The 14,355-nt window shown below is 68.0% G+C and carries 10 protein-coding genes; 9 read left to right on the top strand and 1 reads right to left on the bottom strand.

The features are described from left to right. The first annotated feature begins 95 nt into the window (after positions 1 to 95). Together fabA and fabB are read left to right on the top strand one after the other, a co-directional pair. Positions 96 to 611, top strand: a complete 516-nt coding sequence (fabA, locus tag CYU89_RS14780) for a 3-hydroxyacyl-[acyl-carrier-protein] dehydratase FabA (RefSeq protein ID WP_296282167.1) — start codon at positions 96 to 98, stop codon at positions 609 to 611. Beyond that, a complete protein-coding gene (fabB, locus tag CYU89_RS14775) occupies positions 611 to 1,819 on the top strand; it encodes a beta-ketoacyl-ACP synthase I (RefSeq protein WP_296282165.1) in 1,209 nt (402 codons plus the stop codon). Before fabA ends, fabB begins: the two co-directional genes overlap by 1 nt. A 6-nt stretch (positions 1,820 to 1,825) precedes the next feature. Here the strand turns inward: fabB and CYU89_RS14770 are convergent, their stop codons facing one another. Further along, positions 1,826 to 2,854: a glycerophosphodiester phosphodiesterase gene (locus CYU89_RS14770; protein WP_296282241.1), complete on the bottom strand. Its 1,029-nt coding sequence runs from the start codon at positions 2,852 to 2,854 to the stop codon at positions 1,826 to 1,828. 316 nt (positions 2,855 to 3,170) lie between these two features. On the opposite strand from CYU89_RS14770, the gene CYU89_RS14765 reads away from it, so the two are divergent. From CYU89_RS14765 to CYU89_RS14735, 7 genes are all read left to right on the top strand, one after another. Then, positions 3,171 to 3,812: a DUF2170 family protein gene (locus CYU89_RS14765; protein ID WP_296282163.1), complete on the top strand. Its 642-nt coding sequence runs from the start codon at positions 3,171 to 3,173 to the stop codon at positions 3,810 to 3,812. Continuing rightward, a complete protein-coding gene (locus CYU89_RS14760; RefSeq protein WP_296282161.1) occupies positions 3,812 to 4,474 on the top strand; it encodes a PspA/IM30 family protein in 663 nt (220 codons plus the stop codon). Before CYU89_RS14765 ends, CYU89_RS14760 begins: the two co-directional genes overlap by 1 nt. 16 nt (positions 4,475 to 4,490) lie before the next feature. Next, the gene (locus CYU89_RS14755) at positions 4,491 to 5,126 is read left to right on the top strand and encodes a hypothetical protein (RefSeq protein ID WP_296282160.1); all 636 of its coding nucleotides are present in this window, start codon (positions 4,491 to 4,493) and stop codon (positions 5,124 to 5,126) included. A 30-nt stretch (positions 5,127 to 5,156) separates the two neighbouring features. Next, complete coding sequence (locus tag CYU89_RS14750; protein WP_296282159.1) at positions 5,157 to 7,130, top strand: hypothetical protein; 1,974 nt, start codon at positions 5,157 to 5,159, stop codon at positions 7,128 to 7,130. An 86-nt stretch (positions 7,131 to 7,216) separates the two neighbouring features. Then, entirely contained in the window at positions 7,217 to 12,541 is a 5,325-nt protein-coding gene (locus CYU89_RS14745) for a DNA repair ATPase (protein WP_296282158.1), read from the top strand. After that, positions 12,538 to 13,236 carry a hypothetical protein gene (locus CYU89_RS14740; RefSeq protein ID WP_296282156.1) on the top strand — a complete coding sequence of 233 codons (699 nt, stop codon included), beginning with the start codon at positions 12,538 to 12,540 and terminating at the stop codon, positions 13,234 to 13,236. The genes CYU89_RS14745 and CYU89_RS14740 overlap by 4 nt, the downstream gene beginning before the upstream one ends. Then, entirely contained in the window at positions 13,233 to 14,336 is a 1,104-nt protein-coding gene (locus tag CYU89_RS14735) for a toxic anion resistance protein (RefSeq protein ID WP_296282155.1), read from the top strand. The genes CYU89_RS14740 and CYU89_RS14735 overlap by 4 nt, the downstream gene beginning before the upstream one ends. Positions 14,337 to 14,355 lie beyond the last annotated feature (19 nt).

Below are 14,355 nucleotides of genomic sequence, written 5' to 3'. Positions count from 1 at the left end.
GGTACGGCGGCGTATGGAAAAACCCGGTTGATCTGCATCAAGACAAGCGTATGCACATGTGTGCATTATTTGTGCTTCGCAGAACGGACGATGCAATGAACGCCCCCGCTTCCTTCTCGCGCGAACAGCTGCTGGCCAGCGCGCGCGGTGAACTGTTCGGCCCCGAGAGCGGCCGCCTCCCGAACGACCCGATGCTGATGTTCGACCGCATCACCGAGATCCGCCAGGACGGCGGCACGCACGGCAAGGGCACGGTGCGCGCCGAACTCGATATCCATCCGGACCTGTGGTTCTTCCAGTGCCACTTCCTCGGCGATCCGGTGATGCCCGGCTGCCTGGGCCTGGACGCGATGTGGCAGCTGACCGGCTTCTTCCTGACGTGGATCGGCGCGCCGGGCCGCGGCCGCGCACTGGGTTCCGGCGAAGTGAAGTTCACCGGCCAGGTGCTCCCCACCGCCAAGCGCGTGAGCTATGAGATCGACATCAGCCGCGTGGTCAACCGCAAGCTAGTGCTGGCGGTGGCCGATGGCCGCATGCTGGTCGACGGCCGCGAGATCTACACCGCACGCGATCTGCGCGTGGGCCTGTTCACGTCGACGGAGAGCTTCTGATGCGCCGCGTCGTCATCACCGGCCTGGGCATCACCTCCTGCCTGGGCAACGACGCGGACACCGTGTCGGCCGCGTTGCGCGAAGGCCGCTCCGGCATCCGCCATATCCCGCAGTACGCCGAGCTCGGTTTCCGCAGCCAGGTCGGCGGCGCGCCCGAGATCGACCTCGATGCGCAGATCGACCGCAAGCAGAAGCGCTTCATGGGCGACGCCGCCGCGTTCGCGCACATCGCGCTGCGCGATGCGATCGCCGATGCCGGCCTGGACGAGGCCTTGGTCAGCCAGCCGCGCACCGGCCTGATCGCCGGTTCCGGCGGTGGTTCGGCCGAATGGCAGATCGAAGCGGCCGACCTGCTGCGCGCACGCGGCATCCGCAAGGTCGGCCCGTACATGGTCCCGCGCACGATGTGCTCGACGGTATCGGCGACGCTGGCCACCGCGTTCAAGATCAAGGGCGTCAGCTATTCGATCTCCGCGGCCTGCGCGACGTCCGCGCACTGCATCGGCGCGGCGGCGGACCTGATCCGCGCCGGCCGCCAGGACATCGTCTTCGCCGGCGGCGGTGAGGAACTGCACTGGGCCCTGACGATGATGTTCGACGCGATGGGCGCGCTGTCGAGCAAGCGCAACGACGACCCGACCCACGCCTCTCGTCCGTACGACGCGGACCGCGACGGCTTCGTCATCGCCGGTGGCGGCGGCATGCTGGTACTCGAGAACTACGACCACGCGGTCAGGCGTGGCGCGCGCATCCATGCCGAACTGCTCGGCTACGGCGTGACCTCCGACGGCGCCGACATGGTCGCGCCATCCGGCGAAGGCGCGGTGCGCTGCATGCAGATGGCGCTGGAAGGCGTCACTGCGCCGCTCGACTACCTCAACACCCATGGCACCTCGACGCCGCTGGGCGACGTGATCGAACTCGACGCGATCCGCGCCGCGCTCGGCGACACCCTGCCGCCGATCTCGTCCACCAAGGCGCTGTCCGGCCATTCGCTGGGCGCGGCCAGCGTGCACGAAGCAATCTACTGCCTGCTGATGATGCGCGACGGTTTCATCGCAGGATCCGCCAACATCGAGACGCTGGACGAAGGTGCAGCCGCATTTCCGATCGTACAGGCCAGCCGCGATGCGACACTCACTACGGTGATGTCGAACAGCTTCGGTTTCGGCGGCACGAATGCCAGCCTGGTGTTCGGCCGGGTATAAGCGCTGTCAGCGGGCGTCGACCGCGCGACGCCCCAGCGCCGGATCGTCGGTGAAGAAGCCGCCGATCCCCAGCGCGAGGTAGGCCCGGATCTCGGTGATGGAGCCCGCTTCACTTCGAGTGCGCGGCTCGTCGCCATGGCGCAGTGTCGCCGGCAGGAACTGGTTCTCCGGCCGGAACGTGTAGGGCCACACCTGCAGGCCTGCGGCACGGGCATCCGCCATCAGCGTCGTCGGCGCTGCCAGCGCGCCATCCTCCGCCACCGGCATCAGCAGGCGCGTCCACGGCCCGATGATGTCGGCGTAGCGCGCGATGTCCTTCAGCCCTGCCGGGGTCATCAGGTCGGCGTAGCGCGTCGTCTCGCCCGCCGCCAGCACATCGCCCGGCTGCCCGTCCGGCGCACCCAACAGCTGCAACAGGCGGATGTTCCGCTGCGACGGCTCCAGGCGTTTGCGCAGCGCGCGCAGGTTGGCCTGCTCGAACGATTGGATCACGACGGGCGCCTCGCGCGTGTAGGCATGCGCCGCCAGCGCGTCCAGCAGGCGCTCCTCCATCGGCAGGCCGATGCGCCGGAAGTGGCTGGGATGCTTGATCTCCGGAATCAGGCCGATGGTGCGTCGGCTACGCAGCGAGTGCTCCGACGCCAGCACGATGATCTCGTCCAGCGTCGCGATCTCGTAGCGGCCGTCGTGCGCCGTGCCGCGCAACGCGGGCAGGCGCTCGCGCGCACGCAGCGTCTTCAGCTCGGCCAGGGTGAAGTCTTCGGTGAACCAGCCTTCGAAGGTCTCGCCATCGATCACCTGGCGGCGTTTTCGCGGCGCGAACTCGGGCCGCTGGGCGACATCGGTCGTGCCGCCGATCTCGTTCTCGTGGCGTGCCACCAGCACGCCGTCACGCGTGGCGACCAGGTCCGGCTCGATGTAGTCGGCGCCATCGGCGATCGCACGCTCGTACGCGGCCAGCGTGTGCTCCGGCAGGAGCGCACTGGCACCGCGGTGGCCGATGACGAGGGGCTTTCCCGGCGTATCGCCGGCCATGGCAGACGGTAGCGGGGCGACGGCCATCAGCAGCGGGAGCAGATAGCGGAACGGCATGGTGGAACCCTCATGGCGACCAGCATGCCACGCATCATGCGTGGCCCGGACAGCACGAAGCCCGGCTTCCGCCAGGCTCCGGTGCAACGCGGGAGGAGAGAGATGCCTCGTTGCAGGGCGCATTCTGCGCGCCGCCTGTTACACGCAGACGACAGCCGCCACCGCCCGGTCATCTTGCCGGGACATCCTGCGTGACCACAACCGGACCGTGACGCACCGCCGCTTGACATCATTACATGTAATCAATAAACATCATTTCATGACAGCCTCGCACACCGCCATCAAGGCATCCACGCTGCACGTCCGCAACTACCGCGAACGCATGCGCGAGCAGGGGCTGGTCAAGAAGGACGTGTGGATCCGCCCGGAGTACGCCGAGGAACTGGCATCCATCGAGAAATCGATGCGGGAGGCCGAGCGGGAGTCCGGCATTCCCTACCTGCCGACCCAACCGGCGGAAGCGGGATGGACCGTGGCAGCGATCCGCCACGCACTGCAGCAGGCCAGCACCGTGCGCGATGGCCTGATCACCCTGGAGACCATCGAAGGCGCCGAACCCAGCCTGCACCTGGTGATGCACGAGTACGGCGACCTCTCGGTGTTCCTCGCGGTGGGGGGCGAGCAGATCCTGGTCGAAGCCTATCTATGGCCGGTGGAGGACGTCACCGATGTGGCGGCGTTCAATGCGCACGTGCTCAGCACGCATGTGCTGCTGCCGCTTTCCACCATCGGCATGCAGCGCATCGGCGGCGTGGCGGGCTACACCATGTTCGGCGCGCTGGACACGCATTCCAGCCTGGCCAACGTGATGTTCGAGATCGAGACGCTCGCCGAGAACGCGATCAGCGCGACCGAGGCGTATCGCCCGTTCCTGCGTCCCGCCGCCAGGAAGAAGGCCTGATGCCCGATACGCTGAAAACCCTGTTCAAGCGCATCCAGGAAGGCATGGAAGGTTTGGCCGGCGCGGTGATGGGCGACCGCGCCGAACGGCTGCTGGACGAGGAAATCCGCGCCGTCGACGACGCCCTGCATGGCGCGCGCGGCGAGCACGCGGCCGCGAAGGCGCGCCGCGTGGCGAACGAGCAACACCAGGCTGCGCTGGCCACGCGCATCGGCGAGACCGAGGCCAAGGTGGAATCGGCGTTGCGGCAAGGGCGCACGACGCAGGCGCGCGCGGCGGCGGACGACGTGGTCCGCCTGCAGGCGCAACGCAGCCAGCGGCTGGAGGAGGGTCACGAGCTGGCCGCGCAGGAGCGCCAGTTCCAGCATGTCGTCGAGCAGCTCGAAGGCCGCCTGCGTCGTCTCAAGCACCAGCTCGACATCCTGCGCGCCTCCAACAGCCTGCAGCGCGCGCAGGCCACGGTGGCGAAGCGCCAGCCGGGCGACGCGCTGTACCCGGAACCTGCGTTCGCGTCGGCAGCCCGCATGAAGCAACGCCGCGCGCCGGTCCAGGGGAGTGGATCGAGCGCACCGGGCAAGCGCACGAAGGCCGCCGGGGATCCTGCACAGGCCGTGCTGGACCGCGCCCGCAAACGCATCACGTCGTCCGCGCGCAAGCGCTGAAACAGGGGGAGCCACGATGAATGAGTTCCTGAACACCGTCCTGACCTTTCCCACGCTGGTGTACAGCGTGCTGCTCGCTTTCTGCACGGTGTACTGGTTGCTCGCCGCCACCGGCATGGTGGACATCGACGCCGTGGATGGCTGGCTGACGACCGACGGCGACACTGCCGAACCCAGCGTGGTCGCGGGCATGTTGGCGAAGCTTGGACTGTCCGGCGTACCGATGATGCTGGTACTCACGGTGCTGTCCTTCTTCGGCTGGCTGATCACCTACTTCGTGCACCTGTTCGTGCTCCAGCACATCCCCGACAGCCTCCGCTGGCTCGCTGGTGCCGGCACGCTGGTCGTGGCGCTGCTGCCGGGCGCCCTAGTGACCTCGCTGTTGCTGCGTCCCGTCGCCGCCGTGATCACGCGACTGCGTCCGCCGGTGCCTCCGTCCGTGCTCGGCCGCGCCGGCTCGGTGATCTCGCCGCATGCGGATGCGACCAGCGGACGCGCGCATTTCGACGACGGCGGCGCCGGCCTGATCCTGCAAATCCGCACGCTGCCGGGCGAGCGCCTGATGCGCGGCGACCGCGTCGTGCTCATCGAACACCTCGAACCCGACAACACGTACCGCGTCATGTCCGAAACCGCCTTCCACCAGCAGTAAACACCCGCGCCGTCTACAAGGAGTTCTGCAATGACCACTGCCTCGATCCTTCCCTTCGCCATCGGACTCGTCGTCCTGCTGGTGCTGGGTTTCGGCTTCATCGGCATCTTCAAGGCCTTCTACAAGAAGGTCGAACAGGGCACCGCGCTCATCGTCAACGACATGAGTTCGCAGCCGAAGGTGCATTTCACCGGCGCGCTGATCATCCCGGTGCTGTACAAGGCCGAGCTGATGAAGATCAGCCTGATCACCCTGCAGGTGGACCGTCGCGGCAAGGAAGGCCTGGTCTGCAAGGACAACATGCGCGCCGACATCGCGGTGGCGTTCTACCTGCGCGTCAACGAGACCCCCGGCGACGTGCTGCGCGTGGCCAAGGCGATCGGCGCCGACCGCGCCTCGGACAAGCATGCGGTGGATGAGCTGTTCAACGCCAAGTTCTCCGAGGCCCTGAAGACGGTGGGCAAGAAGTTCGACTTCACCGAGCTGTTCGACAAGCGCCAGGAGTTTCGCGACGAGATCGTCGCCGTCATCGGCCAGGACCTCAACGGCTACGTGCTCGAGGACGTCGCCATCGACTACCTGGAGCAGACGCCCAAGCACCTGCTGGACCCCAGCAACATCCTGGACGCAGAAGGCATCCGCAAGATCACCGAGCTGACCGCGCGCCAGAACGTGCATACCAACGAGTTGGAGCAGAACGAGAAGCTCGCCATCACCAAGAAGAACACCGAGGCACGGGAAGCGCTGCTGGCGCTGGAACGCCAGCAGGCCGAGGCGGAAGCCCGGCAGAAGCGCGAGGTCGAGACCGTGCGCGCACGCGAGGCGGCCGAAACCGCCAAGGTGATCGAAGAGCAGCGCCAGGTATCCGAGCGTGCGCGCCTGGAGACCGAAGAGCAGATCAAGATCCGCGAGCAGGAACAGCTTCGCCAGGTGGAAGTCGCCGAGCAGAACCGCCGCCGCGCCGTGGCGATCGAACTCGAGCGCGTCGCACGCGCCGAGCAGCTCGAGCGCGTGAACACCGACAAGGAGGTTCAGATGCAGCAGGTCGACCGCGACAAGGTCGTCGAGCAGGGCCGCATGGAAGTGGCGAACGTGGTGCGCGAGCGTACGCAGATCGAGCAGACCGTCGCGGTGGCCGAAGAGAAGATCAAGGAGACCCGCGAGGTCGCCGAGGCCGATCGCGCCAAGCAGGTCACCGTGCTGGCCGCCGAGGCGGCCGCCCAGGAGACGCTGGTCAAGGACGTGAAGGCCGCCGAAGCCGCCGAACAGGCCGCGCGCCACCGCGCCGTCGAGATGACCGTGCTGGCCGAGGCGGAACTGCAGGCCGCCGGCAAGCAGGCTGAGGCCAAGCGCGTGCTGGCCGACGGCGTGCGCGCCGAAAGCGCTGCGCCGGGCCTGGCCGAAGCGCAGGTGCAGGAAGCCAACGCCGTGGCCATGGAGAAGACCGGCCTGGCCGAAGCCCGCGTGCTGGAAGCCAAGGCCGACGCCACCTACAAGCAGGGCAACGCCGATGCGCGCGTGCTGACCGAGCGCCTGACCGCCGAAGCCGAAGGTGCGCAGAAGCTGGGCCAGGCCAATGCCAGCGCGACGCAGGCGATGGGCGACGCCGAAGCCAGCAACATCGCCAAGAAGATGTCCGCCGAGGCCGAGGGCCTGACGTCCAAGTTCGATGCGATGGGCAAGATGAGCCCGGATGCGCGCAGCCACGAGGAGTTCCGCATGCTGCTGGAAACCCAGCTGCGCCAGCTGCTTGCGTCGATCGACGCCGGCAAGGCGATCTCGCGCGAGAACGCCGAAGTGCTGGCCGGCGCGCTGAAGAACGCCAACATCGAACTGATCGGTGGCGACGGTGGCGTGTTCAATGCGCTGACCAAGGGCATCTCGCTGGGCAAGGCGCTGGAAGGCATCGTTGGCGAGAGTCCCATCGCCTCGCAGCTGCTGGGTCGGCTGGCAGGCGCGGGACTGCCGGCGGCCGGTCGCCAGGCAGAAGCCACCGACGCCTGACGCCCTGCCATGAGCCGGGCCGGCGGCGCGTGCCGCCGGCCCCGATTTCCGCATCGACCGCCCAGGACGGGCGAGGATGAGGTCCGATGTCCGAGACGCCGAACACCGCCGTTCCCTCCACCGATACGCAGGTCGACCAGGCCGTGGCCCAGGGCGGCGCCTACGACGTGCTGCGCCGTCGCCTCGACGAACAGGGTGCGCGCCTGCGTACGCTCGTGGAAGCGCTGAATACGCGCCGCCTGCAGGAATTCGGCGACAGCCGCATGGAGGCCATCGGCCGCCTGCGCATCCGCACCGAGCACAATTCGGTCGGGCGCGACATCGTGCAGGTCGGCGACCTGCTGCTGTTCGGCTTCAACGTCTACATGGGCCTGAAGGCGACCACCTCGGTCGCCGACGTGTTCGGTATCTATCGCCTGGTGGAGACCGGCGACGGCTACGACGTGGCGCCCGTCGACATTGCGGCGACCTTCCTGGGCGACGACGCGTTCCAGCGCGATTTCAGCGAGCTGTACAGCTACTACAAGGACGCGCGGCTGCTGCAGTTGATCGTGCGCGACGGGCGCCTGCTGATGGCGTTCCAGATCGGCCTGAAGAACACCGACGTGCGCGTGTTCCGCTGGACGCTCACGGCCGAGGGCGAGGTGAACTACCTCGATGCGCGCGGCGAGCGCGACATCGTGCTGCCGCCTCCGTTCGATTTCGAATGGACGCGCGCTACCAAGGACATGGAGGTCAGTGGCCGCCACCCGCACCTGAACATCCTCGACACCCTGTTCGTGGAGACCATCGGCGGCGACCTGACGCTGAAGGTGGAAAACAACACGGAGACCGGCGCCGGCGTCTACAGCGAACCGGTCGAGGACCGCACGCAGTCGCTGGACGACGCGCAGATCGAATTCGCGCGGGTCGGCTCGCTGATCCTGCTCAAGGTGCTGCCGTACCGCGAGGGCACGTGGCGCGGACTGGTCTACAACACGCAGACCGGCAAGGCGACCCGACTGGACGCCATCGTGCAGGCCTGCATCCAGCTGCCCGAGGACCACGGCATCATCTTCCCGGGCGGCTACTACCTGCAGAATGGCGAGCACAAGGCCTTCGACGCCGCCGTGCAGCACATGCAGTACAAGCGCACGATCCGTTCGCCGAACGGCGAAGACGTGATGTACATCTTCTACGAGCGCGAGACCGGCCAGGCCGCCCTGCTCGTCTACAACCTTGTGCAGCGCCGCCTGCAGCCGCCGGTGCTCGCGCACGGCTATGCGCGCCTGCACGACGGGCGCATGGTGCTGTTCCGCGCCGAGAACGACGACCCCACCCGCGTCCACCCGATGCAGGTATGGCAGACGCCCTTCACGTCCGACGAATTCGCCGCCACGCGTCCGGCCGGCACGTCGTTCATGGCGAAGCTCGGCAATGCCGAGCTGGTGCGCGCCGTGTCGAATCTGTTCGACCTCGCCCGCGAGATCGAGCGCCCGGACGTGTCCGCGCAGCGCTACCAGTTGCTGACGCACGGCACGCGACGCCTGTTCGACGTGCACCACTGGATCGACGATACGCAGTGCGATGGCCTGGCCACGCTGCTGCACGAGATCGCCGGCACCGGTGAGTCGGTGCTGGACGAGTACGAGAAGGTGCAGGAGATCCGGCGCCAGTCGGAAACGTCGATGGCGCAGGCGCAGCGCGACCACCGCGCCCTGCTCGGTCGCCTGCAGCCGGAGGGATGGACCGGCATCGGCGAGTTCGTCGAGGCGCTGGGCGCGGTCTCTCGCCTGCGCGGTCATCTGCTGACGCTGCGCGACTTCCGCTACATCGATACGGCGGCCATCGACGCGATGACGGCCGCGCTGCAGGAAGCGCATGAGCGTATCGGCACGGCGACCGGCCAGTTCCTCGCCGGCGAAAAAGCGCTCGCGCCGTTCCAGCAGCGTCTGCTGGAACTCGACGCACGCGCGCAGAAAGCCGCCAGCGCACGCGAACTGGCAGAAGCCATCGAGGCCATGCAGGGCATGGCCGGCGAGCTCGACATGCTGTCCGAACTGATGGCGACGCTGCGGGTGGACGACGCGACCCAGCGCACCCGCGTCGTCGACGCCCTGTCGGCCATCTACGCCCGCCTCAACCAGACCCGCGCACGCGCCACCCAGCGGCGCCGCGAACTCGGCTCCGCCGAAGCGGTGGCGCAGTTCGGCGCGCAGTTCACCCTCTTCAGCCAGGCCGTGAGCAATGCGCTGGCCATGGCCACCACGCCGGAGCGCGCCGACGAGCAGCTGGCGCGCCTGATGGTGCAGCTGGAAGAACTGGAAAGCCAGTTCGGCGAGCACGAGCAGTTCCTCGGCGACATCCTGTCCAAGCGCGAGGAGATGCTGGACGCCTTCGAGGCGCACAAGCAGGCACTGCTGGATGACCGGCAGCGCAAGGCGCAGTCGGTGCAGGAAGCCGCCAACCGCATCCTGGAGGGCCTCGGCCGGCGCACCGAGCGCTTCACCACGCCGGACGAACTCAACGCGTTCTTCGCCGGCGATGCGCTGATCCTGAAACTGCGCGAACTGGCCGGCCGCCTGCGCGAGCTGAAGGACTCGGTGAAGGCCGACGACATCGAAGCACGCATCAAGGGCGCCCGCGACCAGGCCGTGCGCGGCCTGCGCGACCGCAGCGACCTGTTCGAAGACGCGGGCAACGTCATCCGCCTCGGACCGCGCCATCGTTTCAGCGTCAACACGCAACCCTTGGACCTGACGCTGATCCCGCGCGGCGACACGCTGGCCGTGCACCTGACCGGCACCGACTACCTGGCGCCGCTGCAGGAACCGGCGCTGGACGCCCTGCGCGACTACTGGAACGTCAGCCTCGAATCCGAATCGCCCTCGCTCTACCGCGGCGAGTACCTCGCATGCCGGCTGCTGGACGACGCGCTGGCGGGCGAGGCCGGGCTCAGCATGCAGGCGCTCGAACACGCACTGGCCGATCCCGAGGCACTCGACAGGAACGTCCGCGAGTACGCCGCGCCGCGTTATCGCGAAGGCTACGAGAAGGGCATCCACGACCACGATGCGGCCGCGATCCTGCGCGCGTTCCTCCCCCTGCGCAATGCCGCGGGCACTCTGCGGCATGCGCCGTCCGCGCGCGCGCTGGCAGTCGCCTGGTGGTGCCGCAGCGACGCCGTGCCGCAGGAAACGATCGACCGCATCCGCGCTGCCCGCGCGATCGATGCGCTGTCGCCGGCGGGCCGCGCCGTGACGACGCTGCGCGACGACCTGGCGGCCACGCTCGCCGAGTGGATCCAGCGCGATGCGCTGCCCTTCGCCACGACGGACACGAAGGCGGCCGCCACGTTCCTGGTGGACACCGTCACCACGGCGACACCGACCTTCCGCTTCACCCACTACGCCGACGCGCTGGTGTCCGCCTTCCGCGCACGCCTGACCGACGACGCGGGTGGTGCCGTCCTCGCCAGCGCACTGCAACGGCTGGAGGCGAAGCCCGCCGCGGCGTGGTCGCTGCTGCGGCAGGCGCTCGAAGCGTTGGCCGCCCTGCCCGACCATGCCCCTCTCGCCGCCTACGTGCCGGAAGCGATTGCGCTGCTGCGGCACGGACCGCAGCTGACGCACGTGGTCGAACACGTCACGCTGATGGCCACCGTCGACGGCCTGCTGGGCGAGCACGCGCGCATCCGCGAGGGACGGCTGGCGCTGGCAGTGGACGACCTGCCGGCCCGCTTCGCCACGCACCGCGAGCACTTCGTGCCGGCATGGCAGCGGTACCAGGCATTGCGCGGCGAAGTGGCGCAGCGGGAACGCGCGGCGATGCGCCTGTCCGAGTTCAAGGCGCGCCCGCTGACCTCGTTCGTGCGCAACAGGCTGATCAACGACGTCTACCTGCCCGTCATCGGCGACAACCTCGCCAAGCAGATGGGCACCGTCGGCGAGAGCAAGCGCAGCGATCTGATGGGCCTGCTGATGATGATTTCGCCTCCCGGCTACGGCAAGACCACGTTGATGGAGTACGTGGGACACCGGCTGGGGCTGGTCTTCATGAAGATCAACGGACCGGCGCTCGGCCACGAGGTGCGCTCGCTGGATCCCGCGCAGGCCCCGGATGCGACCTCGCGGCAGGAGCTCGAGAAGCTCAACCTCGCGCTGGAGATGGGCAACAACGTGATGCTGTACCTGGACGACATCCAGCACACGCATCCGGAATTCCTGCAGAAGTTCATCTCGCTCTGCGACGGCACGCGCCGCATCGAGGGCGTGTGGCGCGGCAAGACCAAGACCTACGACATGCGCGGGCGCAAGTTCGCGGTGGTGATGGCGGGCAATCCTTACACGGAGTCGGGCGAAGTCTTCAAGATTCCCGACATGCTGGCCAACCGCGCCGATATCTACAACCTCGGCGACGTGCTCGGCGGAATGGAAGACGCTTTCCTGCTGAGCTACGTGGAGAACTGCCTGACATCGAACCCGGTGCTCGCGCCGCTCGCCACGCGCGACCTGGCCGATCTCTACCTGCTGGTCGACAAGGCGCGCGGCAAGGACGTCAGCACCAACCAGCTGTCGCATGCCTACAGCGGCGCGGAGATCGGCGAGATCGTCGCCGTGCTGCAGCGCCTGCTGACCGTGCGTGACGTGGTCTACCGCGTCAACCAGCAGTACATCGCCAGCGCCGCGCAGGCGGACAAGTACCGGGTGGAGCCGCCGTTCCGGCTGCAGGGCAGCTACCGCAACATGAACAAGCTGGCAGAGAAGATCTCGCCGGTCATGAACGCTGCCGAGCTGCAGCAGCTGATTTCCGACCACTATCTCGGCGAGGCGCAGTTGCTGACCACCGGGGCCGAAGAGAACCTGCTCAAGCTCGGCGAATTGCGCGGCATGCTGACCGGCGAAGAACAGGCGCGCTGGAACCAGATCAAGGCGGACTTCCTGCGCAACAAGGCGATGGGCGCAGACGATGCGGATGTCGGCGGTCGCGTGGTCGCACAACTTGCCGACATCGCCGTCGGCCTGCAGCGGATGGGCGAACCCGCGCCGGTGGAAGTGGCTGCACCTGCGCCCTGGGAAGCCTTGCTCTCCGCCCTGCATGCCCTGCGCATGCCGGAGACGGCCACGCCGGCTACGCCCGCCCCCGCTGCCGCGGTCGTGGACACCGCGCCGGTACTGCAGGCGCTGCAGCAGACGATGGTGCGGCAGGACCAGCTCAATGCCGCCCTCGTCGCGCTGGCGCAGGCGATGCGCAGTAACGTGGCGGCCCCCGTGCCTGCCGGTGCGCGCAAGGCCAAGCCGAGATCGCCGCGTGAAGCGGAATTCGACCAGGTGATCGCCAGCCTCGCCTTCAAGGAAGAGCGTCCGACGCCCACGCTGGACGTATCGCCGTCGACATCCGGCGAAGATGAAGAAGGGGAGCCGCGGAGGTGAGCCTGCCGCCTTCCACCGACGCCGACACCATCGGCGTAGCCGAACACGCCGCCGCGATCCGTGCGTTGGCGCAGGCCGGCGCGGGCGACCTGCAGGCGACGTTGCGCGACCTGCGCACGGTGCTGCTGTCCGCCGATCCGCGCGCGTTGCGCCGGAGCGTCGGCTTCTGGGGCCGGCTGATCGGCCGCGACATCCGCCTGGCCGCCGAGGCACGGTCCTTGCGCGAGCGCAGCGGCATCCTGCTGCGGCAGGCCGGCTTCGAAGCCTCCCGCTTGCACCGACAGCATGAGACGCTGGCCGCGCATGCGCAGCAACTGCGCGATGCATGCGCGCGCCTGCAACGCGAGATCGACGACCTGGCGCGCCAGCAGGCCACGGATGACTCGCACGCCGGGACGTCGCGGCTCGCGCACCTCATCACCCTGCGCAGCGCCTACGAGATCACCGCCAGCCAGCTGGACCTGGTCGCCGCCAACGCACTCGCCATCGCGGAGCGCCACGCGCAGCAATTGCCCCGGCTGACCGTGCTGCTCGACCAGCAGCTCGGTGTCGCCGCCGGTGCCGACCACGGAATGCAGCTATCCTCCGCCACGCGGACGATAGAAGCGCTGGAAGCCCACATCGAACACCTGCCCGCCCCGTCCGCCACGCAGACAGCGGTCGCGCAGCGAACCCTACCCAAGGAGGCCACATGACGACGACCCCATCCGAACAGACGCTGGTGCCCGCGGCGCTGTCGCCGCAGTTGCTGACCGACCTGGGCCTGGAAAGCGCAGACATCCCGCGCATCCAGGAGGCGACCAAGGCGCTGCAGGACATCGCGCCCGGCAACCTGCACACCTATGGCCGCGAAGCGACCACCAAGACCAGCGCCTTCAGCACGCAGTTGCTGGACAAGGTCCGCAATGCCGACCTCGACAGCAGCGGCGACAAGCTGGGCGAAGTCGTGCGCATCGCGCGCTCGCTGAATCTCGAATCCTTCCATGGCCGCTCCAAGCTGCCGATCCTGGGACCGCTGATCGACAAGATGCGCGCGACCAAGGACGACCTGGTCCAGCGCTACAGCTCCACCAACCGCCAGATCGACCAGCTGATGGGCGACGTGGGCAAGACCCAGCAGATCCAGCAGCAGCGCGTACGCGAGTACGACCAGATGCACGACATCGTGCTGGACGAGCGTCGCGAACTCGGCGTGCACGTAGCCGCCGGCCGCGTCCGCATCGCCGAATTGGAAGCGGAGCTGGCGACGCTGGCGGGCAAGGAGGATCCGGAATCCCGCACGCGCCGCGCCGCCCTGGACACCGCGCTGCGCCTGATCGACAAGCGCGTATCCGACCTGCAGGTACTGCAGCACGCGGCGGACCAGACGCTGCCGATGATCCGCCTGATCCAGGCCAATGCCATCCAGCTGATCGAGAAGTTCAGCGCCGTGCGCGACATCACCATCCCTATGTGGCGCAACCAGTTCGCCATCCAGCTGTCGCTGGCCGACCAGCGCAACGCGGTGGAACTGGCCAACGCCATCGACGATGCCAGCAACGAATTGATGCGCAAGAACGCCGAGCTGGTGCATGCGACCGCCGTCGGCACCGCACGCGCCAACCAACGCTCGGTGATCGACATCGAGACCCTGCGCACCGTCAACGAAACCCTGATCCGGACGGTGGAGGAAGTCCGCGAGATCCACCGCGAAGGCATGGCCAAGCGGAAGCAGCTGTCCACCGAGCTGGTGGACATGCGCGAAGATCTGGAAAAGCGATTGGCGCTGCCGACGGCGGGCACCGCAGCTTCCTGATCGCAAGTTCGCGTCTTAC

It is taken from the genome of Pseudoxanthomonas sp. (assembly GCF_002863005.1).
Classification (GTDB): domain Bacteria; phylum Pseudomonadota; class Gammaproteobacteria; order Xanthomonadales; family Xanthomonadaceae; genus Pseudoxanthomonas_A.
The sequence above is the reverse complement of the archived record's forward strand: the minus strand, read 5'-3'. Positions and strand labels throughout refer to the sequence as shown.

Coding starts and splice junctions, on each gene's coding strand:
- CYU89_RS14750 (WP_296282159.1), top strand. CDS start 5,157: ATGACCACTGCCTCGATCCTTCCCTTCGCCATCGGACTCGTCGTCCTG.
- fabA (WP_296282167.1), top strand. CDS start 96: ATGAACGCCCCCGCTTCCTTCTCGCGCGAACAGCTGCTGGCCAGCGCG.
- CYU89_RS14760 (WP_296282161.1), top strand. CDS start 3,812: ATGCCCGATACGCTGAAAACCCTGTTCAAGCGCATCCAGGAAGGCATG.
- CYU89_RS14735 (WP_296282155.1), top strand. CDS start 13,233: ATGACGACGACCCCATCCGAACAGACGCTGGTGCCCGCGGCGCTGTCG.
- CYU89_RS14770 (WP_296282241.1), bottom strand. CDS start 2,854: ATGGCCGGCGATACGCCGGGAAAGCCCCTCGTCATCGGCCACCGCGGT.
- CYU89_RS14755 (WP_296282160.1), top strand. CDS start 4,491: ATGAATGAGTTCCTGAACACCGTCCTGACCTTTCCCACGCTGGTGTAC.
- CYU89_RS14765 (WP_296282163.1), top strand. CDS start 3,171: ATGACAGCCTCGCACACCGCCATCAAGGCATCCACGCTGCACGTCCGC.
- fabB (WP_296282165.1), top strand. CDS start 611: ATGCGCCGCGTCGTCATCACCGGCCTGGGCATCACCTCCTGCCTGGGC.
- CYU89_RS14745 (WP_296282158.1), top strand. CDS start 7,217: ATGTCCGAGACGCCGAACACCGCCGTTCCCTCCACCGATACGCAGGTC.